General features: G+C 39.4%; 18 protein-coding genes and 1 pseudogene. 10 read left to right on the forward strand and 9 right to left on the reverse strand.

Features of this window, described 5'->3' with window-relative positions; translation table 11 throughout:
* Nucleotides 1–420: 420 nt before the first annotated feature.
* Nucleotides 421–879 carry a DUF2147 domain-containing protein gene (locus FTT74_RS10065; RefSeq protein ID WP_136143933.1) on the forward strand — a complete coding sequence of 153 codons (459 nt, stop codon included), beginning with the start codon at nucleotides 421–423 and terminating at the stop codon, nucleotides 877–879.
* 190 nt (nucleotides 880–1,069) lie between these two features.
* Here FTT74_RS10065 and FTT74_RS10070 read toward each other — a convergent pair whose 3' ends face one another.
* The 5 genes and pseudogenes from FTT74_RS10070 to FTT74_RS10090 all read right to left on the reverse strand — a co-directional run bounded on the left by FTT74_RS10070 (nucleotide 1,070) and on the right by FTT74_RS10090 (nucleotide 6,366).
* A complete protein-coding gene (locus FTT74_RS10070; protein WP_179988969.1) occupies nucleotides 1,070–2,317 on the reverse strand; it encodes an ISNCY family transposase in 1,248 nt (415 codons plus the stop codon).
* Nucleotides 2,318–2,665: 348 nt separating this feature from the next.
* Nucleotides 2,666–2,944 carry a hypothetical protein gene (locus FTT74_RS10075; protein WP_218944518.1) on the reverse strand — a complete coding sequence of 93 codons (279 nt, stop codon included), beginning with the start codon at nucleotides 2,942–2,944 and terminating at the stop codon, nucleotides 2,666–2,668.
* An 83-nt stretch (nucleotides 2,945–3,027) separates the two neighbouring features.
* Nucleotides 3,028–4,266, reverse strand: a pseudogene (locus FTT74_RS10080) (TonB-dependent receptor); the annotation flags it as partial.
* A gap of 238 nt (nucleotides 4,267–4,504) precedes the next feature.
* On the reverse strand, nucleotides 4,505–5,692 hold the full coding sequence (locus tag FTT74_RS10085) for a phosphotransferase enzyme family protein (protein ID WP_104851950.1): 1,188 nt from the start codon (nucleotides 5,690–5,692) through the stop codon (nucleotides 4,505–4,507).
* 92 nt (nucleotides 5,693–5,784) lie between these two features.
* Nucleotides 5,785–6,366: a hypothetical protein gene (locus tag FTT74_RS10090; protein ID WP_004973810.1), complete on the reverse strand. Its 582-nt coding sequence runs from the start codon at nucleotides 6,364–6,366 to the stop codon at nucleotides 5,785–5,787.
* A gap of 198 nt (nucleotides 6,367–6,564) precedes the next feature.
* On the opposite strand from FTT74_RS10090, the gene FTT74_RS10095 reads away from it, so the two are divergent.
* The 3 genes from FTT74_RS10095 (at nucleotide 6,565) to FTT74_RS10105 (ending at nucleotide 9,248) form a co-directional block, all read left to right on the forward strand.
* Complete coding sequence (locus tag FTT74_RS10095) at nucleotides 6,565–7,179, forward strand: LexA family transcriptional regulator (protein WP_179988968.1); 615 nt, start codon at nucleotides 6,565–6,567, stop codon at nucleotides 7,177–7,179.
* A gap of 43 nt (nucleotides 7,180–7,222) precedes the next feature.
* A complete protein-coding gene (locus FTT74_RS10100; protein WP_179988967.1) occupies nucleotides 7,223–8,518 on the forward strand; it encodes a Y-family DNA polymerase in 1,296 nt (431 codons plus the stop codon).
* Nucleotides 8,519–8,933: 415 nt separating this feature from the next.
* Nucleotides 8,934–9,248, forward strand: coding sequence for a DNA-binding transcriptional regulator (locus FTT74_RS10105; RefSeq protein ID WP_004973819.1), 315 nt, complete (start codon nucleotides 8,934–8,936; stop codon nucleotides 9,246–9,248).
* 180 nt (nucleotides 9,249–9,428) lie between these two features.
* Here FTT74_RS10105 and FTT74_RS10110 read toward each other — a convergent pair whose 3' ends face one another.
* The gene (locus FTT74_RS10110) at nucleotides 9,429–11,636 is read right to left on the reverse strand and encodes an OsmC domain/YcaO domain-containing protein (protein ID WP_179988966.1); all 2,208 of its coding nucleotides are present in this window, start codon (nucleotides 11,634–11,636) and stop codon (nucleotides 9,429–9,431) included.
* 293 nt (nucleotides 11,637–11,929) lie between these two features.
* On the opposite strand from FTT74_RS10110, the gene FTT74_RS10115 reads away from it, so the two are divergent.
* Both FTT74_RS10115 and FTT74_RS10120 read left to right on the forward strand, forming a co-directional pair.
* Nucleotides 11,930–12,277 (forward strand): carboxymuconolactone decarboxylase family protein, encoded by a 348-nt coding sequence (locus tag FTT74_RS10115; protein WP_004973824.1) that lies wholly within the window; start codon nucleotides 11,930–11,932, stop codon nucleotides 12,275–12,277.
* Between the two features lie 30 nt (nucleotides 12,278–12,307).
* Nucleotides 12,308–12,937 (forward strand): class I SAM-dependent methyltransferase, encoded by a 630-nt coding sequence (locus FTT74_RS10120; RefSeq protein WP_154320754.1) that lies wholly within the window; start codon nucleotides 12,308–12,310, stop codon nucleotides 12,935–12,937.
* Between the two features lie 109 nt (nucleotides 12,938–13,046).
* On the opposite strand, the gene dsbG is transcribed toward FTT74_RS10120, so the two are convergent.
* The 3 genes from dsbG to dsbD are packed head-to-tail and all read right to left on the reverse strand — an operon-like array spanning nucleotide 13,047 to nucleotide 16,756.
* On the reverse strand, nucleotides 13,047–13,805 hold the full coding sequence (dsbG, locus tag FTT74_RS10125) for a thiol:disulfide interchange protein DsbG (protein WP_004973828.1): 759 nt from the start codon (nucleotides 13,803–13,805) through the stop codon (nucleotides 13,047–13,049).
* Between the two features lie 60 nt (nucleotides 13,806–13,865).
* A complete protein-coding gene (locus FTT74_RS10130; RefSeq protein WP_104851946.1) occupies nucleotides 13,866–14,696 on the reverse strand; it encodes a TlpA disulfide reductase family protein in 831 nt (276 codons plus the stop codon).
* Complete coding sequence (dsbD, locus tag FTT74_RS10135) at nucleotides 14,693–16,756, reverse strand: protein-disulfide reductase DsbD (RefSeq protein WP_131261988.1); 2,064 nt, start codon at nucleotides 16,754–16,756, stop codon at nucleotides 14,693–14,695. Before dsbD ends, FTT74_RS10130 begins: the two co-directional genes overlap by 4 nt.
* Before the next feature lie 170 nt (nucleotides 16,757–16,926).
* Between dsbD and FTT74_RS10140 the strand changes: the two genes are divergently transcribed.
* The 4 genes from FTT74_RS10140 (at nucleotide 16,927) to accB (ending at nucleotide 20,860) form a co-directional block, all read left to right on the forward strand.
* Entirely contained in the window at nucleotides 16,927–17,595 is a 669-nt protein-coding gene (locus FTT74_RS10140; protein WP_104851944.1) for a response regulator transcription factor, read from the forward strand.
* The gene (locus tag FTT74_RS10145) at nucleotides 17,592–18,998 is read left to right on the forward strand and encodes an ATP-binding protein (RefSeq protein ID WP_104851943.1); all 1,407 of its coding nucleotides are present in this window, start codon (nucleotides 17,592–17,594) and stop codon (nucleotides 18,996–18,998) included. The genes FTT74_RS10140 and FTT74_RS10145 overlap by 4 nt, the downstream gene beginning before the upstream one ends.
* 967 nt (nucleotides 18,999–19,965) lie before the next feature.
* A complete protein-coding gene (aroQ, locus tag FTT74_RS10150) occupies nucleotides 19,966–20,421 on the forward strand; it encodes a type II 3-dehydroquinate dehydratase (protein ID WP_096902340.1) in 456 nt (151 codons plus the stop codon).
* 16 nt (nucleotides 20,422–20,437) lie between these two features.
* Nucleotides 20,438–20,860: an acetyl-CoA carboxylase biotin carboxyl carrier protein gene (gene accB, locus FTT74_RS10155; protein WP_004973838.1), complete on the forward strand. Its 423-nt coding sequence runs from the start codon at nucleotides 20,438–20,440 to the stop codon at nucleotides 20,858–20,860.
* Nucleotides 20,861–20,864: the final 4 nt, after the last annotated feature.

The following is a 20,864-nucleotide window of genomic DNA, read 5'->3' on the forward strand; positions in this document are numbered from 1 at the left end:
CGATGTTACCTTGATGACTAAACCTAAATTTAAAGATAGATAAATTTAAGACAGTAAAAACAAAAACTTAGGATAAAGTTAAGAGCATTCCTGTGAATATTTCTTAACTTATAGTGATACAGCTTGTAGGTCTAGTTTACGCCATAACACAGCAAATGTTGAAAATAGAAATATAGATGATTAATTTGCATACAAAATCACGTTATAGATTCACTTTTATACATAAAGCTGCAACACATCAAAAATTATCCATCCACAAAACGCGTATTGGTTCACATTTTTAATGATATTTCATCGAACCAATAGCATATAAACATTTAATTTTAATGAAAAAATTAATTTAAATTCAACATTGATTGCTATAATCACGCCCATTTTTAGCTCAACCGTGCTGTAAATTGGTTTTAAGTTGATATTTTTATGATGCGTAATTTTTTAGGTGCAATTGCACTATATTTGGGATTTATTTTTCCTGCTCAAGCCATGCCATTTGATCCATTGATTGGTACATGGAAAGTCATTGATGATCATAAAGGGCATTATGTTGCAGAAATTGTGATTCGTAAGAACTCTAAAACTTCGGAATATAGTGCTGTAATTACTCGAAATTTGTTATCGGTAGGCACAATTCAATTAGAGGTATGCAGTAAATGCCAAGGCAACTTAAAGAATCAGCCCATAAAAGGCATGCAGGCATTAGAAGGCTTGGTAGCAAATTCAAATCCAAAACAATTTTCGCAAGGACAATGGATTAACCCGAAAGATGGTTATGTCTATAAAATTGATGCTCAATTAAATGCGGCGAATAATCAAATGAAAGTATATGGCAAAGCCAAGAGCGCGAATGCGATTAGCACGATGACTTGGAAAAAACTTTAACAGATTGTACGGCGTATTTTTGAAGCTACTTGATTGAAAGATTGAGTAGCTTTTTATCTTTTTGTGAATGATAAGATAAATTGAGACACCGAACACTCAAAATAAACCCATATATATCAATTGCTTAATATATTCATGTTATTCACCAATTAAAATGTCTATGCGATAAACCATTTAAAATGGCCTGTTTTTAACTGCAAGAGTCAAGAACAGGATTTAAATTTCTTTGTTCAATAACAACTTTCTGAGCTTTACGACTCGGCATACTTTTCTTGGCACGGGAACTTTTATTTTGTTTTTCCAACTCTTCATGTTGTTGCTGGATATGGGCCAGAACCGCACCTAATCTTTTATTCTTAACTACTTCATTCTGCTGCAGTCTAGCCAGTTTATTGAAAATACTGTAGTTGATCTTCCGTCCTTCGTGCATGATGGCCACAGTACCATCTGGATACTCTAAAAATGTTATGTATTGCCCAACAAGTTTGTGGTTCAGTGGTGTTGGCTCAAGCATATAAATACACTTGTCATACGTGATAGTCAGATTCTTCGTGACCTTACGCGGTTCCTGCCAGGTAAAAATATCCTCTAGCTCAGCATCAGATTCCGTTAAAGGTCGATGCAAGTTCTTCGAGTTTCTCGCACACTTGGCAAACTTCTGATTGAACTGCTCAATGAAGCAGGGCAGCCAAGCATTGGCCTCGGTAATTGAGCAGATGCCTTCCAAACGCATTTCCTTGATCAGGCGATCCTGCAGAGTTCTGTTGGCGCGTTCCACACGTCCTTTGGCCTGTGGTGAGTTGGCAAAGATAATATCAATAGTGAGACTACTGAGTACGCGTCCAAATTGCGTAATCTTGGTGTCTTTCTTGCTGCTTTGATTGACTCTAAAAACTGAGTGCTTATCACTGTAAAATGCTAAAGGTTTACCATGCTGTTCGACATACAGGCGTGTTGAAATCATATAGTCAAAGGCTGATTCTGATTCACAGAAGCGTAAATGCTGCAATTTACCAGTTGCATCATCGATAAATACCAGCAAACAGCACTTAGGTGCTCGTCCTTCAAACCAGTCATGATGTGAGCCATCGATTTGGACCAATTCACCATAACAGTCTCGATTATAACGAGGCTGATACGGGCGTTTCAGACGTTTATGACGAGGAATCCATAAATTGGCTGCAATCATCCAAGAACGCAGGGTTTCTACCGAAATATCAAATCCATGAATGGTAGTCAGCTTTTCATGTGCTAAAGTGGGACCGAAACCACGAGCAGCATGTGCTAATGCAGCAGGACCTTGAGCTTTATATTTTTGCAATAAGCGTCTGATCTGACGTTCTGAGATATGTAATAACTGAGCAGCCTGGGACTGGGTTATGCGTTGATCACAGATTTCCTGCAAGACCGACAATCTTTTAAGTTCTTTATCCGACATAGATACCAACATAACAAACCGTCCGCTAAGAAAATCGCAAAAGTGCGTATTCTAAAAGCGGACATTTTTACTTTGGAGAAACCGGACATTTCTATTTTGGAGTTACAATTCAATTGCGTATAATCTATATTATGTTAAATAAGATATCTAAAGACAGCACCCGATTTAGTTGCGTTACCGCAACTCATTTTGATCGTTGGTGCTGCACCTGACAGTTTCGATCATAAACGATCTTGCCGTCAAGTGTATCCTAAATAACATAATATAAGTTATGCCGAAATCAGAACACTACTCGATTTGCGTGCAAGCAAGCTTACGCAAATCTGCGTGGCTATGACATCAATATCATTATTGATAAGACTTGATCTCAGCCATAATTTTTTGAATGGATGCTCTATCGTGAATTTGTAAATAATCTCTTATGTAGATGAGTTTATTTATATTTTTTTGAAGTACGTCTTGTTGTTCAGGATCAGCTAATTTCATCTGTCTGCTTAATTTAAATATCAAGCTACAAATACTTTCCCTGACTATTTCATAGTCAATAATTTGATTATATTCAATATGTTGTTGATCAGATAAAGTCTTGTCTAAATGATCTAAATTAAACTGTATGAGTTGTATCATGATATCGATCCCAAGAATTATCCCCTAAAAATTAGGGTTTTAGCTATCTTTTAGTCAAAAGCTATTCTTCTTTTATACCAAATCTAAAAATTCAGATTTAAAGATAAAGTCGCTGTACGTGGCGCACCTAAGAATAAATAATCATCACCATAAAATTCACCTGCATCACGCCAGTATTTCTTATTCAATAAATTATTGATGTTGAAACGTAACTGTGCATCGGTTGTATTCAACTTAAATTGATATGCAGCGCCTAAATCAAAGACACTATAACCGCTCACTTTTGCAGTGCCTTGCTTATTGGCATATTTGCTTGAACTATACTGACCGCCTGCAAGCACTCGTAAACCTTCAATATTGGGTACTTGATAAGTAAGATGTGTTGCAAAACGAACTTTAGGCACGTTTTGCGCTTGATGATTGCCATATTCAACCGCTTCAACCTCATCTAAACGAGCTTTGGTCAATGCTAAAGATGAGCTTAATGCCAGATGATCTGTTAATTCTCCATTCAGCCCTAATTCTAAACCAAGGCTACGTTGCTCACCTTCTTGAACAAAATAACGTTTATCTAAGATCGGCTTAGAGTATTGATTATCTTGACGTAAATCAAAAATAGCTGCGGTTAATAAAAAGTTATGAATCTGCTGTTTTAAACCAATTTCATATTGTTCAGAATGGATTGGTGCTAAGGTTTCTGCACTATTTTCTACAAACCAAGGCGCAGTTTTTCCATCTGACAGCCCTTTTGCATAAGAAGCATACAGAGTTGTTGATTCTGATGGGCTATAACTCACAGCAAATTGTGGTAAAAATTTATCTAAATCCGTATAGCGGGTTTTTATCACCTGTGCACTAAATGTATTGCACGAATATGCTGCCTCACATCCATCTCGGTAATAACCAAAAGGAAATACCGAATAATCATCCACCTTAGATTTACTGTGTGATGCCACCAATCCTAAATTCCAGTCATCATTGAAAGCATAGTTGTATTTTAAACTGGTATTTAGACTATCAATTGTGACGGGCTTGCCCCAGCTTTGGTAACCTAGTAAACGCTCCCATTTCACATTTTGTGGCACTTTGCCATCAAGTAATTGATAACCCGGAACAGATTTTTGTTCTGATCGCTGCGCTTCAAGATCAAACTCAAATTTGGATTGTGCTGTGGCTTTCCAATCCAATGCCAATGCCGCCAAATAACGCTCGCCATCTACATGATCTACATAAGAATCAATCTGTTCATTGACTAAATTAATGCGATAGCCAAATTGGTGATCTTCTCCCAAAAATCCCCCAACGTCCCCTGCTACTGCAAATTGTCCATGTTCATCTGCAGAAAAGCGCAGCGCCTGAATATCTTTAGGTCGCTTAGTGACATAATCGTATCGAGTTGTTGAATACCATTTTCTGCATCAACCCAAGGTACCCAACACAGCGATGACAGAATGAAGATTTTTAAAGGCGCAGTGAATATATTCTGTTTGAATTTACAATTGTACATATAAAATCTTGCATTAAAAAAGTAGTGATGCTTGAGGCATTTAGCTGTGCAGATTATGACAATTCGCGTTGAAGGAATCGAGTAAAAGTCTGGGTAAATTGCTGTCCTTGCTCTGTAAAAAACCAATTTACATGTCCAACAATCCAATCATAATAAGCAGCATCGGCATGTTTCAGGTTTTGGGTAATCCCGACAAAATATTCAAGTTCTGAAAATGCGAAATCCAAATGCACAATTTTTAGCAGTTCTGGCAAAATACTAAAGTCTTGTTGTGGGTGTATTTCTGCACAATACGCTTGTAAAAACGCGCTTAAACCCGCTTCATCAACATTAATTTGTGACGTATGTTCTAAAGCCAGCCAATCTATAAAGTTACGCTCAATCGTGACCGCAAGGTCATAAAGCGCTGAATTTCGATCTGATAAACCAAAATCAATTACCGCTGTAATATTGGCATCGGCACTTTGCGCAGACCAAAACAGATTGGAAGCATGCAAATCATTATGCGTCCAAATTTTAGTGGTCTGCTGCAATATATGCTTAATTTTATGATGCGTCTGAGATACACGCTCTAAAAAAACGGCGTCTAAGTTTTTATCGGCAAAATAACGGCTCAATTCAGGGCTATTTTGAATACGTTGCTGAATAGCCGTTACAATATTTTCACTTTCTAAAAGCTGCTGATTCGATACCAAATAACGCGCCGATCTGCCATGTAACTCAGGAAAATCCTGCATGGCGACATGCAATTTGGCAAGCAAACTTCCCACTTTTGCAGCATGTTCTGTATAGAAAAACGGCGTCCAAGATTGCTGATCGACATATAAGTCAAAACCTGCTGCTTTTTCGTAGACTTCATAAGTCCAGTCGCCCATTTCTAAAGCGGTCAGTCCGCAATTCGAGGCAATTAATGTCGCAACAGGAATGTTTTTACTGGCTAAATGTCGCAAAAAAGCATGCTCTTGCAAAATATCTTGCGCATTACGAAATGAACGATGACTGCGTTTAATGAAATACGAGCGACTTCCTATTTTATCTGTACTGACTGCATCCTGCGTGACTTCAATCACTGCGGCTGATGAAAATGGGCGCGGACTGCACCACAGAATTTGAATACCCCCTTGCAAGCATGGGTAATACGGTTGCAGGTTGTGTAATTCTGAGACAGTCAGATGTGCCCAATCTTTATATTCCCAGTCATTCCCCATGCCATGACCTAAATCATGTGTGATTGTGGTCATTTTCGATATTCCTTAACCTGATCAGCATTGTGTAATCGTATATTCCCTGCCATCCATTTCAAATAATCATTTTTTAGATAGATGATAGCTATTTAATTAACGGTCTTGGCTTGTCGTAAACGCAAATTCACTTCATCTACAATCTGATCTAAACCTGTGTCATAAGCAGCTTCACTCACAAAAGACACCATATTTTGTGTAACTTGCGGCAAATTGTAATCTGCATACCATGACAATGAATTCACTTCTATTTCACGTTCACCCTGCAAAATCACGAATCTTTTTTGCATCCAAGCCTGCAAATTTTCACCCGTATAGGCATCATAAAAAATAATATCGGTCAGATAAAAATCTTTCATCATGTAGGAGTAAGCCACGCTATTTTCTTCTGGCTCATAATTAAAAAAAGGTGTGGTGGTCAGATGAAACTCAACCAGAAAATGACGTTTTAAACGATGATTTTGATATTCCGCTTTGACTTTAATCGGGCAACTGATTTGCGCAAAATCAATTTCATGTTCAGTATTTTGCTTAAAATATTCAGCCAAAGACCAGACCTGATGTTTAATGAAATCCTGCATTAAAAACTCAGGTTCAAGTTGTGAATTGATTAATCCCAACAGTAAAGATTCAACTTCTTCTTTCGTTAAATAAATGTCTTCAACAATATGCATGCCAATCTCTAAATATGCTGCTGCGATAGAAAAATCCTAACGGAAAGGCTTGTGTTTGTATAGCTATGCAATCGTAGAGTGTGATCTATATCTAGCAATCAATTATCCACGTAGATTGAATCTTAATCATGTTTTCAGCTATGCTATCAACACATCAAATTTCACTTCAAACACGCCTCGTTGCGTAGGAGTAATCTCATGTCTAAGAAGTTACCTATTTACTTCTCTGACGCTGCTTGGGCGTCATTACAAAAAATCATGGGCAGCGATGGTAAACCCAGCCCTAGCCTGAATGCCCTGCTTGAACAAATTGAATTGCTGAATCAGCATGATTTTCAAGCGCTTGCTAAAAGAAAAACGCTGCATCTTCCCGTAACAATAGAATCCATTCCTGCAGGTTTTCCTTCGCCTGCTCAAGACTATATTGATAAAAATATTGATCTGAATGAATATCTTATTCCTAATGAAAATGCGACCTTTTTAAATGTGGTACGCACTACCTCTATGGTGAATGCAGGGCTTGAATACGGCGATATTGTACTGGTAGATCGCAGTAAAGAAGCCAAACACCGCAGCATTGTGGTTGCATTAATCGACCAAAAAGACCTGACTATTAAACGCTTGATGATTACAGCCAAAATGTCCAAAAGTGAATTGGCTGAACATTTTGGTGAAGACTACGACCCTGCCACTTTGCCCGAAGCTTGGCTCAAGGCAGAAAGCCCCGACTACGACAGCATTTACCTGAAAGATGGGCAAACTTTTGAAGTGTTTGCTGTGGTCACGTGGAATTTGAAAAACCTGATGGTTTAAACACCACAATAATGCATAAAAAAGCCGAATAAGTAAAATAGTCATGAAAGCTTTAGAGCAAGTTTTTGCGCTCATTGACATTAATAATTGTTATGTGAGCTGTGAGCGGTTGTTTCAACCACACCTGAATCATCGTCCTGTGGTGGTGCTTTCCAATAACGATGGCTGCGTGGTGTCACGTTCCGAAGAAGCCAAACGACTTGGCATTAAAATGGCTGTGCCCTTTTACCAAGTTCAAGAATTAATTCAACAACATGATGTTGCGGTCTTTTCAAGTAATTATGCGCTCTATGCAGAAATGTCCAGACGTTTTAATAATATTATTCAAGAATTTGTCAGTGCCAAAGATGTTGAAATTTATTCGATTGATGAAACTTTTATTGAGTTGAGTTCATATTCTCAGCGCGATTTAAACGCACTTGCACAGGAAATTAAAACAACCTTGTGGAAATGGCTGGCTCTTCCTGTTTGTGTTGGTATTGGTCAAAGTAAAACTGAAGCCAAACTAGCCAATCATCTTGCTAAGCGAAACCGCTATTTCAACAGCGTATGTAATTTACTGGATATGGATTTATGCAGCAAAGAAGCCTTGTTTCAACACATTGATGCCGCTGAAGTCTGGGGTGTGGGACGCAAAAACGCTAAAAAATTACAATCATTGGGTATCCGTTCTGTATTTGATCTAGCAACAAGCAATCCAGACCAAATGGAGCGCCAATTTTCTATTTTGATGAAAAAAACCATTCTTGAACTCACAGGTACAGCATGTATTGAACTGGAGCACAATACCGTAAGTAAGCAGCAAATCATCAGCTCACGTTCTTTTGGGCAGCGTGTAACAGATATTCATGCGCTTTCAGAAGCTTTGAGCGATTATTTACAATCTGCTGTGCAAAGGCTCAGAGCTGAAAAAAGTTTATGTGGTTGTATGATCATTTTTGCGCAATCTAACCGTTTTGATCCGCGCCAAGTTTTTTACAATCAATCGGTCACTATTGCTTTCAATGAGCCAACAGATTCTGCTTTGCTCATGAACAAAGCCATGATGAAGCATGTGACAACGCTATTTCAGGAAGGGATTGCCTTTAAAAAATGTGGTGTGATTTTAACGGGACTTGAACCCAAACAAAGCTATATTCACGACCTGCTTACAGATACTGACGCCATTGAAAAACAGGAACAATTACAGCAAGTGTTGGATACCGTGAAAAATAAATTTGGTGTGCAAAAACTCGCCATTGGAGCATGTAAATTGCAAGATCGAACTTGGGCGATGCAGCGCAGCCATTTAAGCCCGAATTATTTTAGCTGGGAAGGTTTATTGGCGCTTGGTGATTAGCAGTGATTTGATTGGGCTAAAAAAGCTCACAATATGAGACCTAATTTAATGCTTAAAAGTACTACAAAGTAGTATACAATTAAACACTACAAAGTAGTATAAAGGTGTTTGATGTATACCATCTGTGAGACTACTTTTTTACCAATGAATATCCCTACTATTGGACTGAAGAACAATACAATGACTTTAAAATTTTCATTGCCGAGAACCCTACAGCAGGAGATGTAGAACCTGGTACTGGCGGCGTTCGTAAAATTCGATGGGGTGGAAAGAGTAAAGGTAAACAAGGTGGTGTTCGTGTAATTTATTACAACCGTTTAGCAAATGGCGAAATTTGGTTATTGACCTTATATAGTAAAGACACAATTACCCAACTTGAGAAAAAGACACTTAGACAATTAGCGGAGTTACTGAAATGAGTCGTTTATTAAGTGACAAAGAATTGGAAGCTCGAGAAGCAAAACGAGACTTAAATGTTGAATTATTAGAAGGCGTTAAACAAATGCTTGCTAATAACGCAGCAAGAAAAACTGTGATCAATGAAACAGATGTTGCTTTAGCACGAAGAAAGTCTGAACTCACTCAAGATCAATTTGCTAAAATTTTAGGTATCTCTAAACGTACATTGGAATCTTGGGAGCAAGGTGTTAGAAGACCTTCAGGAGCAGCTCAATCACTGATTAAATTGTTTATTTTAGATCCTCAATTTGTTCGTGACCATCTCGCTTAAATGAAATAGCCCTCAACAACGAGGGTTATTATTTTGCCTTTCCTATAGCAACAGCAAATCTTAGATAGCATTTGAAATGCAACACCATGTTGTTGCCATAATACCTGACTCGGACTTTTAAAGCCGAGTCTTTTTCTTGGACGGTGATTCAAATCAGAACAGCGTTCTACTTCTGCAAGATTAGTCTTTATTCAGCCCAACAAACTTGGCACGTGCTTTATGCAGTTTTTTGTAGCTGTCGATTAAACGTAAATGACGATCTAAACCTTCAAGCTGCATATTGGTTTCGGTTAGACCATAGAAACGTACTGTGCCTTCAACAGAACCCATGACTGCATCCATACGTTCATTGCCAAACATACGGCGGAAATTGACAGCATAATCGGCAATATCCATTTCATCATCTAAAATAACTTCAAGCACGACATTCATACATTGATAGAACAAGCCACGTTCTACGGTATTGGTGTTGTATTGTAAGAATGCTTCGACTAAATCTTTAGCTTCTTCAAACTGTTCTAATGCCAAATAAATCAACAATTTTAATTCAAGGATAGTGAGCTGTCCCCAAACGGTATTGTCATCAAATTCAATGCCAATTAAGGTTTTGATTTCAGTATAGTCATCTAGCTCACATTCTTCCAAACGCTCAACTAAAGCTTCAAGTTGTGCATCATCCAAACGGTGCAGATTTAAAATGTCTTCACGGTACAGCAAAGCTTTATTGGTATTATCCCAAATCAGGTCTTCCACCAAATACACTTCTGAATAATCAGGGACTAAAATTCGGCAAGCAATCGCACCTAAATGTTCATAAATCGCCATATAAGATTCTTTGCCCATTTCTTCCAAAATCGCAAATAAAGCCTCAGCTTCTTCGACATTACTGTATTGACCATTGTTGGTGAAATCCCACTCTACAAATTCATGGTCTGCCTGCGCACTAAAGAAACGCCAAGACACCACACCACTTGAATCAATAAAGTGTTCAACATAGTTATTCGGCTCAGTTACCGCATTCGTGCTAAAGGTCGGCTGTGGTAAATCATTTAAACCTTCAAAACTACGCCCTTGCAATAACTCGGTTAAGCTTCGCTCTAAAGCGACTTTAAAGTTTGGATGTGCACCAAATGAAGCAAAGACACCGCCTGTACGTGGGTTCATTAAGGTCACACACATGACAGGGAATTGACCGCCTAAAGACGCATCTTTCACCAATACTGGAAAACCTTGTTCTTCTAAAGCCTGAATACCTGCCACAATGCTTGGATATTTTGCCAAAATTTCTTGCGGTACATCAGGCAGACTCATTTCTTCCTGAATAATTTCACGCTTCACTGCACGTTCAAAAATTTCAGATAAACACTGTACTTGCGCTTCTGCCAGCGTGTTGCCTGCACTCATCCCGTTACTTAAATATAAGTTTTCAATTAAATTTGATGGGAAATATACCGTTTCACCATCGGATTGACGCACAAATGGCAATGAACAAATACCACGCTCAGTATTACCCGAGTTGGTGTCATATAGATGTGTGCCCAGCAACTCATCTTCAGGATCATAAATTTCTAGGCAATACTCATCTAAAATTTCTTTAGGCAATTCACCATTTGGGCCAGGTTTAAACCATTTTTCATTTGGATAATGCACAAACTCGGCATTGGCAATCTCTTCGCCCCAGAACTGATCGTTATAGAAGAAGTTACAGTTCAAACGCTCGATGAATTCACCCAAAGCAGATGCTAATGCACTTTCTTTAGTTGCGCCTTTACCATTGGTAAAACACATTGGCGATTGCGCATCACGAATATGCAATGACCAGACATTGGGTACGATATTACGCCATGAGGCAATCTCAATTTTCATGCCCAAACCTGCCAAAATACCCGACATATTGGCAATAGTTTCTTCAAGCGGTAAATCTTTACCAGCAATAAAAGTCGCTTGAGATGAAGTCAAGTTCGGCATCAGCAAAGCTTGTGCATCGGCATCAATACTTTCAACTTGCTCAATCACAAACTCAGGGCCTGTTTGCACGACTTTCTTTACGGTACAACGGTCAATAGAACGTAAAATCCCCTGACGGTCTTTTTCAGAAATATCTGCAGGCAATTCCACCTGAATTTTAAAAATCTGCTTATAGCGGTTTTCAGGATCGACAATATTGTTTTGAGATAAACGGATATTATCGGTTGGAATATCTCGTGATTGGCAATAAACCTTCACGAAATACGCAGCACACAATGCAGATGACGCAAGGAAATAGTCAAATGGGCCTGGCGCAGAACCATCGCCTTTATAACGGATGGGCTGATCGGCAATGACGGTAAAATCGTCAAATTTAGCTTCAAGACGCAAGTTGTCTAAATAATTGACTTTAATTTCCATGCAGGCACCTATTGTATGTGCCTACTCAGACACAAAATTCTAAAATATTGATTTATAAGCCGAATCAAGAGGGAGAATAAGACTTAAAAATGAGGTTTGAAGTCATCGCAACGGTATAACAGCGACTCCAGAATATGCGACAACATTATAAAGTGATTTAGGTGAATTGATAATGCTATAAATACAGATTTACTGAATTTAAGCAAAGCTGCTAATTAATATATATAAACATAATATATTTAAATATATGCTATATTGTCTTTAGGTTCTAATCTGCTTGATGGTGAAACAACATGAAATATACCGAACTCACTGCTGAAATTTCGTCTAATATCAAATCCATTAAAGAACAATCTCCCGATTTACTTAAAAGCTTTAATGCCCTATCACAAGTTGCGATGAAAGACGGCGTAATTGATGCCAAAACCAAAGAGTTTATTGCGCTTGCAATTGGTGTGGCACAACGCTGTGATGGTTGTATCGGTTTTCACGTCAGAACTTTGGTCAAAATGGGCATGACTTTTGAAGAATTGAATGAAATTTTAGGTATTGCTGTTTATATGGGCGGTGGCCCATCACTCATGTATGCCGCAAACGCCGTGGCAGCATTTAAAGAGTTTTCTCCATCTACAGCCGAATAACAGCATCAAATTATTTACCGAGTCGAAACTATGTTAAATATCCATAATGAATGGGATGAACGCTACAGCCAACATGACCATATTTATGGTGAACAAGCCAATGCGTTCATTCAGGACATTACGCAAAAACTGTCTATTCACGGCAAAACTTTGGGCTTGGCCGAAGGTGAAGGTCGTAACTTGTTATATTTGGCAGCTGTGGCACAAGCCAATGAGCAAGCATTTGAAGCAGATTTATGGGACTACTCGCAAGTTGCTTTAGATAAGGCTCAAGGCTATGCACAGCAACGTGGTTTAAGCCTAAATACACGAAAGCAAGATTTAAGTCAGGTGGATTGGCAAGCCAATCAATATGACAACGTGATTTGCGTATTTGGTCACTTTAACCCTGAAACACAGCAAAAAGTATTGAATGGCGTGCGCGAAACTTTGGTCAACGGCGGTTTATTTGTTGGTGAGCTGTATTCTACTCGTCAGCTAGAATATAAAACGGGCGGCCCACGTGCAGTAGAAATGCTGTACGATCCTATCGAGTTTTTAAGCCATTTTAAACACGATCATCTGATTCATTTCTTTGTGGGCGATGTAGAACGCTCAGAAGGCAAACTGCATCAGGGCAAATCCCACGTCATTCAATTTGCGATTCGTATTCAGAAATAAAAGACTGAATCTTTTACATCAAAAAGCTTGCTCCAATGCAATTAGAGCAAGCTTTTTTGCGCTTTAGATTTGAATATTCAGTTAGATATTTGCTCGGAAATTTTTAAAATCACTCAAACACATCTTTCATAGATTTTGGCATTCCTTGTACCGACTGTAATTCGCCCTGTTTATTTTTCCAAAGCACAACAGGTGTGGCAAAGAACTCGTATTTATCCATCAGTGCCTGATTCTGTTCTAAGGTTTTTTCTACATGTACAGGCACAGTTTTTTGCTCGATCAGCTTTTTTTGTCCGTATTGACGATGGAACGCATTAAAGGTCTGCTGTGGGTTTTTCGCCATTAATAAAGTCGCGGCCTGCCCTTTGCTTTCAGGTCGGATCACCGCCACAATAATATGTCTTAACTGAACTTTGCCAGATTCTACCCACGGACGTGCCTGCTTCCAAAAGGTATGGCAATACGGACAATTCGGGTCTGAAAACACGTAGACAATTTTTTCAGCACTGGTTTGCCCATCCTGAATCCAAGTAGCGTGTTCCAGACTTTGCCACACATCTTCAAGTACCGACTTTTTCACATAACGGTCTAAAGCATCGACGGTTAAATTATTGCCTTGTGCATCAAACAAAGTGCCTACAATATAGTATTTCTGATCATTGGAAATAAACACTGTCGCAGGACTTTGTTCAATATGCCCTGCCCAACCTGTCATTTGTGCAGGTGCTTGAATTTGTTGCACAAACTTAAAACCTTCTTTTTCAATGTGCTGTTTGAGGTTGTCCTGTGCTTGCAGCATACTCACACTACTGGCAAGACTCATACCTATCGCCAGTTTCAGCATGTTATTTTTGATGTTTGATGTCATATTGATTGTCCTTAATTTTGGCTTCACGGCGGGTTTTCTTTCAAATCGTTAAGAGCGCGTTTATGGATTCGCTTGTATTTTTTTCAGATAATGCTGCAGCATCGGCTTGGTCAATTCACCCATGTGATGATCGACCAATTCTCCTTGTGCATTAAAAAACAAAGTACTTGGCAAACCGAACATATTGAAGTGTTGTCCTAAACGAGCTGCAGGGTCTAATAACACGTGTTCAAACTGAAATCGATGTTTCTGTAAATAGGCTTGAATCTCTGCTGCAAATTCGCCTTGATTGGCAAATACAAAATTGACCTCAGGGAAATCTTGCTGTGCTTGTTGCATAACAGGCATTTCACGATGACAAACTGGACACCAAGTCGCCCAGAGATTAATCACCGTGGGCTGCCCTGAAAATTGAGCTAAATCTTGAGGTTGTTGCGCTAGGTTGTGCAATACTAGATTGGGATAGGCATGCTGCGTCTGCAAAGGTTGGATAAGACTCCAACCTACAACTTGTACTGTAATAAAGAGCGCAACTGCCCATGCCAGAACAACACGTTGAATAGCGCGATTTTTCCAGACAAACCACGCCACACCTGCCATAACTGCGGCAATCAGATGAAAGCCTTTGTCCTGAATTTTTAAAATATCAATCGGGTTGGCAAAGTACAGCTCATAATGCTGCAACACAAAAACTGCCCGCCCAACTAAAGCACCAATCCACAGCGCATTCCATAATGCATCCTGATAACCTGTCCAAGTCTGTGCATTCCATGTATAACGACGCTGAAAAAATTTACCCATTGCAAAGACGACAATCAGTCCTAGCAATAAAAACACCAATGGCCATGGAATCATCAACATGCCTAACTGCAAGACTGCGGATTGAATCATGGCGCAGCCTCTTGCAGTTGATGAATATTTTGAATCAATTGCGCTGCGTTATAAGCACCTGTTAGACGCAATTCACGTTGTTCCCGTTGTGGATCTGCCAAAAATAACAACGTTGGCGGCCCTAAAATCTGCCATTTTTTCAATAAGGCATCTTGTGAAGGATGCTGTTCGGTTAAGTCGAGTTTAATCCGCACCACATGCTTTAAAGCATCTTGCACATCGGTACGAGGAATCACATCACGCTCAATCGGCTGACACGCCACACACCAATCGGCATAGACATCAATCACAATCTTTTGATGAGCATGTGCGGCCAAAGCTGCATTCAACTCTTGTTCTGTGCGTACTTTGATCCATGGCTGTAATTGGTCTGCTTGTACCTGCGCATTGACACTGGCAATACTCTGATTGACATGCCAAATTCCACTACTGGCGATTACTGCCGCCAAAGCCAATAACGAAAAACGCTGTGGACGATGTAACACGTGGCGCAAAATTGCAATTAAATATGCAGCGAAGGCAAATAACACCACAGCAAAAGCAACATAGTACCAAGTCACAGAAAATAGCGGACGAGCAAAATACAAAGCCATTGCCAACATGATAAAACCAAAGCTAAATTTTAGCCGTTCCATCCACAAACCTGGCTTTGGCAAATATTTCGCGCCAAACACGCTGGCAATAAGTAAAGGAATTCCCATACCTAAACCGAGCAGGAACAAATATAAACCACCCAATGCTGCTTGATCCAAATGTGAGACGTACAGCAATGCTCCCGCTAAAGGCGCACTCATACATGGCCCGACAATCAGTGCAGAAATCACCCCCATAACGCCCGCACCCAATAAAGTACCGCCTTTTTGATATTGCTGAATACGATCTAAACGCTGTAACACTGCTTGTGGTAATGACAACTGATACAGTCCAAACAGGTTTAAAGCAAAGAGCACAAACAACATAGCAAAAACTGCAATCACTACGGGATTTTGGAACCAACGCTGTACGCTATAACCAATGTGTGACGCAACAACGCCCATCAAGCCATAGACTAGCGCCATACTGACGATAAAGGTGATCGCAATTGCTGCCGCTTTATAGCCTGTATTGCGCTGCACCAAAATGCCAGAAAGAATTGGAATCAGCGGCAATGAACACGGTAAAAAAGCCAGTAATACCCCAAAACCTAAAAAGATAAACGCATTCAGTAACAACCCTTGCCCAGACAATAAATTCAGGAAAAATTGATCATTGTTCCATTGCTGATTCAGACTTGTACTACTAGCTGTTTCCGTATTGCTTGAATTGGCTGATGCAGCGAATGTATTGTCTGTCAACGCCGTATCTGTATTTTCAATCTCTAAGGAATTTGCTAAATCAACGTTTTCTACTGATTCAGGGGTAAGTTTAGGATCAGCTTGTGTTACAGCAACCGCATTTTCAGCAAGCTGTGCTTTGTTTTCTAGCGTTTGCTGTTCAAGTTTGAGTTCTTTTGTCGTTACAGTATTTGCAGTTGTCGTAACTTGTTTTTGTGTACTAGAACCATTGGCTTGATGCTTATCTGCATCATTTAAGTTAGTGTTTAAAGCAGCCTGATTATTCTGATTGAGTTGCTGAAGTAAATTACCTTTGCCCGCACTTAAATTATGCTGTGGCAATAAACCATCGGCATCGGTTTGAATCGTTTTACGCTGTACGGGATAACACAAACCATCTTCAGCGCAGCCTTGCCAAGTAATTTGATATTGCTGATTAGGCTTCACCTGAATCTGTGTTGTCACTTGCCCATAATGCACACGTGTCAGCCCGAAAGTCGGATCATCTTTTTCCTGCCCTGCAGGCAATTTAAAAGCAAGCGGCTTTTGAGCCTGACTGACTTTGAATTGATCGTGATATAAATAGTAATGCGGTGCGACATCCCATTTCAGTTCAACCGTTTGTTCAGACAATGACGTCGCCTGAAACTTAAAAGCTTGATCGGACGCTAAAAATTCATTGGCAGCATTGACCCACACCGCACACAGACTCAACACAAAATAAGCAATGACGCGAATAAAAATCATGTATTTATACTAAAAATTAAAAAACTGACTGTATTATCGGTAAGTGTAGATTAAGAGAACATTAATAAAGATTTTTCTTTGTAAACTTGAGCATTGTAGGTGCCTAATCTAAATTTGTGGCGTGATCGAGATGTGTCATATATTGGGCTGACTGTGGTATAGGAGCAAATATGTTCGTCGTTTTGGTGGAAGATGATCCTTATATTGCCCAAAGTATTGTGGCAGCACTCGAATTTTTAAGTATTTCAGTCGAACACGTGAATAACGCGCGCGATGCCGATTACTTCATACGTCATAGTGCGGTAGATCTGTGCCTGCTCGATTTAGGTCTGCCTGACCAAGATGGTTTACAGTTACTCGAAAACTGGCGTAAAGATGCCATTCATATTCCAGTATTGGTATTAACCGCGCGGAATCATACTCAAGACTGCGTACAGGCGCTCAACTTAGGAGCAGATGACTACCTAACTAAACCTTTTGAATTAAATGAACTGATTGCCCGTGTATATGCATTAAGCCGCCGTCATCGTGGTTATTCATCGAACCAACTGCAAAGTGGTCAGTTACACATGAACCTCGATACACAAGAAGTCAGTTGGCATTCACAAAACATTCAGCTTTCACGCCGTGAATATAGCCTATTGGAAACCTTTTTACGGCATCCGAACCAAATCTTAAAAAATGAAGAACTGATAGATAAAGTGTATGGCTTTCAAGATAGTATCGAAAGCAATGCCTTAAATGTGCATATCTACCATTTACGGCATAAAATCCACCCCGATTTTATTCAAACGGTGCGTGGTGTCGGCTACATCTTTAAACCTGAGCTGCTGACATGAAAAACTACAGTCTGAAATGGCGTTTGGTATCGACCATCAGCTGTGCATTTATTTTGCTGTGGGTGATTGTCTTTGCATGGCTCTACCATGACTTGGAACAACGCTTACAAAATACGCTGGATGAACGACTTTCGACCTCAGCCCGTATGGTCGCCCGCCTGATTCAGCAACTGCCCCTAGAACAACTCACAGAAAGTTTGCATGCCGAATCAGAAAATGCCTTGCTACATAGTTTAATTGCTTGTGAAGTCTCTATTTTCCGTGCCGATGTTTCATTACCACAGCATGTGATTGCACGCACTCAAGGCGCACCGAAAAATTTAAAAAACCAACAAGTCGGTTTCAGCACATGGACAGAAAATGGACTGCAATGGCGTAGTTATGTACTGCGTGAAGGTGAAGTTCAGGTGGTGGTGGCTGAAAAAATTCAGTTACGGCAAAACCTACTTAAACAAATTTTACAGTCGGTACTGATTCCTTTACTGCTTACTTTGATTATTTGTATTTTGCTAATTTTGTGGATTATCCGTCTGGAGTTTTTACCGCTCGATCACATCACCCGCCACTTAATTCAGAAAAAACAATCTTTAGATGAAGCTTCTCGTTATTTAATTGAACTGAGATCACAAAAAATTCCTAAAGAAATTCAGCCTTTTGTCGATAACTTATTGATGCTGATTGAACGCCTACATAAAAGTCTGGAACACGAAAAAAACTTTAGTGCATTTGCTGCGCATGAACTGCGCACGCCGTTAACGGCTATTAAAACGCATGTGCAACTGAGCCAATTGATGTTGAATCAAACCGCATCTGCCCAAGATACAGCCAAAGTCATCGACAATTTAAAACACGCAGAACGCAGCATCCAACGTTATCAACAACTTTTGGAACAACTGTTATTGCTCAGTCAAACTGAAGCAGGTATTCAAGCGGCACATAGCCATGCAGATATGCGTAGCGTATTAGAAACAGTCTTGTCGGAACTGACTGTGGAATATCCCAATTTATCAGCGAAATTACAGATTGATTGGGCGAGTTTGGTAGCACAACACATTAATATTCCAGCGCCTGCGTTGCACATGGTACTGAAAAACTTGATTCAAAATGCTTATTTGCATGCAGAGGATGCGCCAAACATTCAAATTTATATGCAAGACCTGCAATTGATCATTGCAGACCAAGGCAAAAGCCTGAATGAAGATGATTTTACCATTCTGACTCAGCGTTTTTGGCGTAAATCTGCGCATAAACAAGGCTATGGCTTAGGTCTAACTCTAGTCAAAGTATTATTAGAGCAATATGGCTACCTACTTCAATTTCAGGCTAACCAACCGCAAGGTTTAAAAGTGATTGTCAGTTTTGATGCAGCACCTTCTGCAACAGAGAAACAACAGACGGATTAAGCTTTTCTGAGCTTTAACAGCAAATAAAGCAAGATTCAGAACAAGATCACTTAACTTTTGCCAATACCGAACATATTGCTCTACTTTACGATAACGCCATTTTTAAGGTGATTTTTGAAATAAAAGGTCAATGCGTTCTAAAATTTTATCTATGATGTAGATGCTGCGGGCTATTGAGTAGAAGAACATTGGCTAGAAAAAAATTGCTGAAACTTTCATCACCGTTTTTTTGTTCGATACCACGTCATATTTTTAAATGAGGTAGATATCCGTGCAGATCGTGCATGTGCTTGGTCTTGTGATCAATCTACAACTTAATTAAAGTGTACATAAAACCAACAGCACCCCACTCAAAATATAATACGCAGCGTAGGAGCATCTATTCCAGACTAAAATATAGATAAATATATCAATCAAAGCATTCCATTTAAGCTCATGTTTTATTTAAATAAAGTTGAATTTTTAAAATATCTTATTATCGAAATGATCTTTCTATCGAATCCATAACCACTTGAACGATGATCACAAAACGTATTAGATGATCCACTGCAGTTTGTGTGGTCATCTACTTTGAATGAACTGAAAAAATGGAATCGCCATTTTTTATAAACAGCAACGAAATATCATGCTATAAAGAAATGCGATATTGATGTTGGTTGTTTTCTGGCTTTGACATTCCGAATCAAACCAGTTCAAGTCACTCGCTTGATCAGTCGTTACAGAAAACAAATGAATAGATTTGGTCAGTTGTTTTAGAATATAAAAATCAGCAAAAAAAACTAAAAATGTAATTTTTTAACATTGCGAATTCCCTGCAAAGTTTTCATTATAGAGCCTCATTTTGGCACACGCTTTCTACGTCAAATTAAACAAATTACAAAAAAAATGTGGAATTTTATGCCATAATTAGCAAACTTTGCAGACATCTTGCAAAGTATTATTGCAATTATTTATTGGAGCAAGCGGAATGAGTTCGACCATTTTGGTTATTCATGGACCGAATCTAAATTTGCTAGGAAAGCGTGAACCCGAAGTTTATGGTTACCTCACTCTTGAGGATATAAATCAACAGCTCATTTCACAAGCGCAAAAAGCATCAATTTCTATAGATACTTTCCAAAGTAATTGGGAAGGCGCAATTGTAGACCGAATTCATCAAGCCGCGTTAGATGGCACACAATATATCATTATTAACCCTGCTGCATTAACGCATACCTCTGTTGCGGTACGTGATGCCTTGTTAGGGGTCGCTATTCCATTTCTTGAAGTCCATTTGTCGAATGTGCATGCACGTGAGGCGTTTAGACATCATTCATATTTATCAGACAAAGCCATTGGTGTGATTTGCGGTTTAGGCGCAAAAGGCTATGCCGCAGCACTCGACTTTGTTCTTGAAAAAATTCAACCTACTACACAATCTTAAACTAGGAATACTGTCCATGGATATTCGTAAAATCAAGAAACTCATCGACTTGATGATTGAATCTGACTTACAAGCGATTGAAGTTAAAGAAGGCGATCAGTCGATTGCATTAACTCGTCGCAGTCCAGTAGTAGCGGCAGCAGTTCCTGCAATGCCTGCACCTTCTGCAGAAGTACCATCTGCACCTAAATCTTCACCACGTGGTGCAGTTGAAACTTCTCCAATGGTTGGCGTGTTCTATGCAGCACCAAGCCCAGGTGAAGCACCATTTATTAAAGTGGGTCAAACTGTTTCTGCTGGTGAAACGCTTGGTATTATTGAAGCAATGAAAATCATGAACCCAATTGAAGCAACTCAAAGTGGCGTGATTGAAGAAATTCTAGTTAAAAATGGCGAAGTGATTCAATTTGGTCAACCACTCTTCCGCTACCGCGCTTAAGACC

Source organism: Acinetobacter sp. YH01007 (assembly GCF_013420425.1).
GTDB classification, from domain to species: Bacteria; Pseudomonadota; Gammaproteobacteria; order Pseudomonadales; family Moraxellaceae; genus Acinetobacter; species Acinetobacter towneri.

What these genes read in the sequence shown, in the direction of transcription:
- FTT74_RS10065 (WP_136143933.1), top strand. Translation starts at nt 421, where the DNA reads ATGATGCGTAATTTTTTAGGTGCAATTGCACTATATTTGGGATTTATT.
- accB (WP_004973838.1), top strand. Translation starts at nt 20,438, where the DNA reads ATGGATATTCGTAAAATCAAGAAACTCATCGACTTGATGATTGAATCT.
- FTT74_RS10095 (WP_179988968.1), top strand. Translation starts at nt 6,565, where the DNA reads ATGTCTAAGAAGTTACCTATTTACTTCTCTGACGCTGCTTGGGCGTCA.
- FTT74_RS10100 (WP_179988967.1), top strand. Translation starts at nt 7,223, where the DNA reads ATGAAAGCTTTAGAGCAAGTTTTTGCGCTCATTGACATTAATAATTGT.
- FTT74_RS10130 (WP_104851946.1), bottom strand. Translation starts at nt 14,696, where the DNA reads ATGATTCAATCCGCAGTCTTGCAGTTAGGCATGTTGATGATTCCATGG.
- FTT74_RS10115 (WP_004973824.1), top strand. Translation starts at nt 11,930, where the DNA reads ATGAAATATACCGAACTCACTGCTGAAATTTCGTCTAATATCAAATCC.
- FTT74_RS10145 (WP_104851943.1), top strand. Translation starts at nt 17,592, where the DNA reads ATGAAAAACTACAGTCTGAAATGGCGTTTGGTATCGACCATCAGCTGT.
- FTT74_RS10070 (WP_179988969.1), bottom strand. Translation starts at nt 2,317, where the DNA reads ATGTCGGATAAAGAACTTAAAAGATTGTCGGTCTTGCAGGAAATCTGT.
- FTT74_RS10140 (WP_104851944.1), top strand. Translation starts at nt 16,927, where the DNA reads ATGTTCGTCGTTTTGGTGGAAGATGATCCTTATATTGCCCAAAGTATT.
- aroQ (WP_096902340.1), top strand. Translation starts at nt 19,966, where the DNA reads ATGAGTTCGACCATTTTGGTTATTCATGGACCGAATCTAAATTTGCTA.
- FTT74_RS10085 (WP_104851950.1), bottom strand. Translation starts at nt 5,692, where the DNA reads ATGACCACAATCACACATGATTTAGGTCATGGCATGGGGAATGACTGG.
- dsbD (WP_131261988.1), bottom strand. Translation starts at nt 16,756, where the DNA reads ATGATTTTTATTCGCGTCATTGCTTATTTTGTGTTGAGTCTGTGTGCG.
- FTT74_RS10075 (WP_218944518.1), bottom strand. Translation starts at nt 2,944, where the DNA reads ATGATACAACTCATACAGTTTAATTTAGATCATTTAGACAAGACTTTA.
- FTT74_RS10105 (WP_004973819.1), top strand. Translation starts at nt 8,934, where the DNA reads ATGAGTCGTTTATTAAGTGACAAAGAATTGGAAGCTCGAGAAGCAAAA.
- dsbG (WP_004973828.1), bottom strand. Translation starts at nt 13,805, where the DNA reads ATGACATCAAACATCAAAAATAACATGCTGAAACTGGCGATAGGTATG.
- FTT74_RS10120 (WP_154320754.1), top strand. Translation starts at nt 12,308, where the DNA reads ATGTTAAATATCCATAATGAATGGGATGAACGCTACAGCCAACATGAC.
- FTT74_RS10110 (WP_179988966.1), bottom strand. Translation starts at nt 11,636, where the DNA reads ATGGAAATTAAAGTCAATTATTTAGACAACTTGCGTCTTGAAGCTAAA.
- FTT74_RS10090 (WP_004973810.1), bottom strand. Translation starts at nt 6,366, where the DNA reads ATGCATATTGTTGAAGACATTTATTTAACGAAAGAAGAAGTTGAATCT.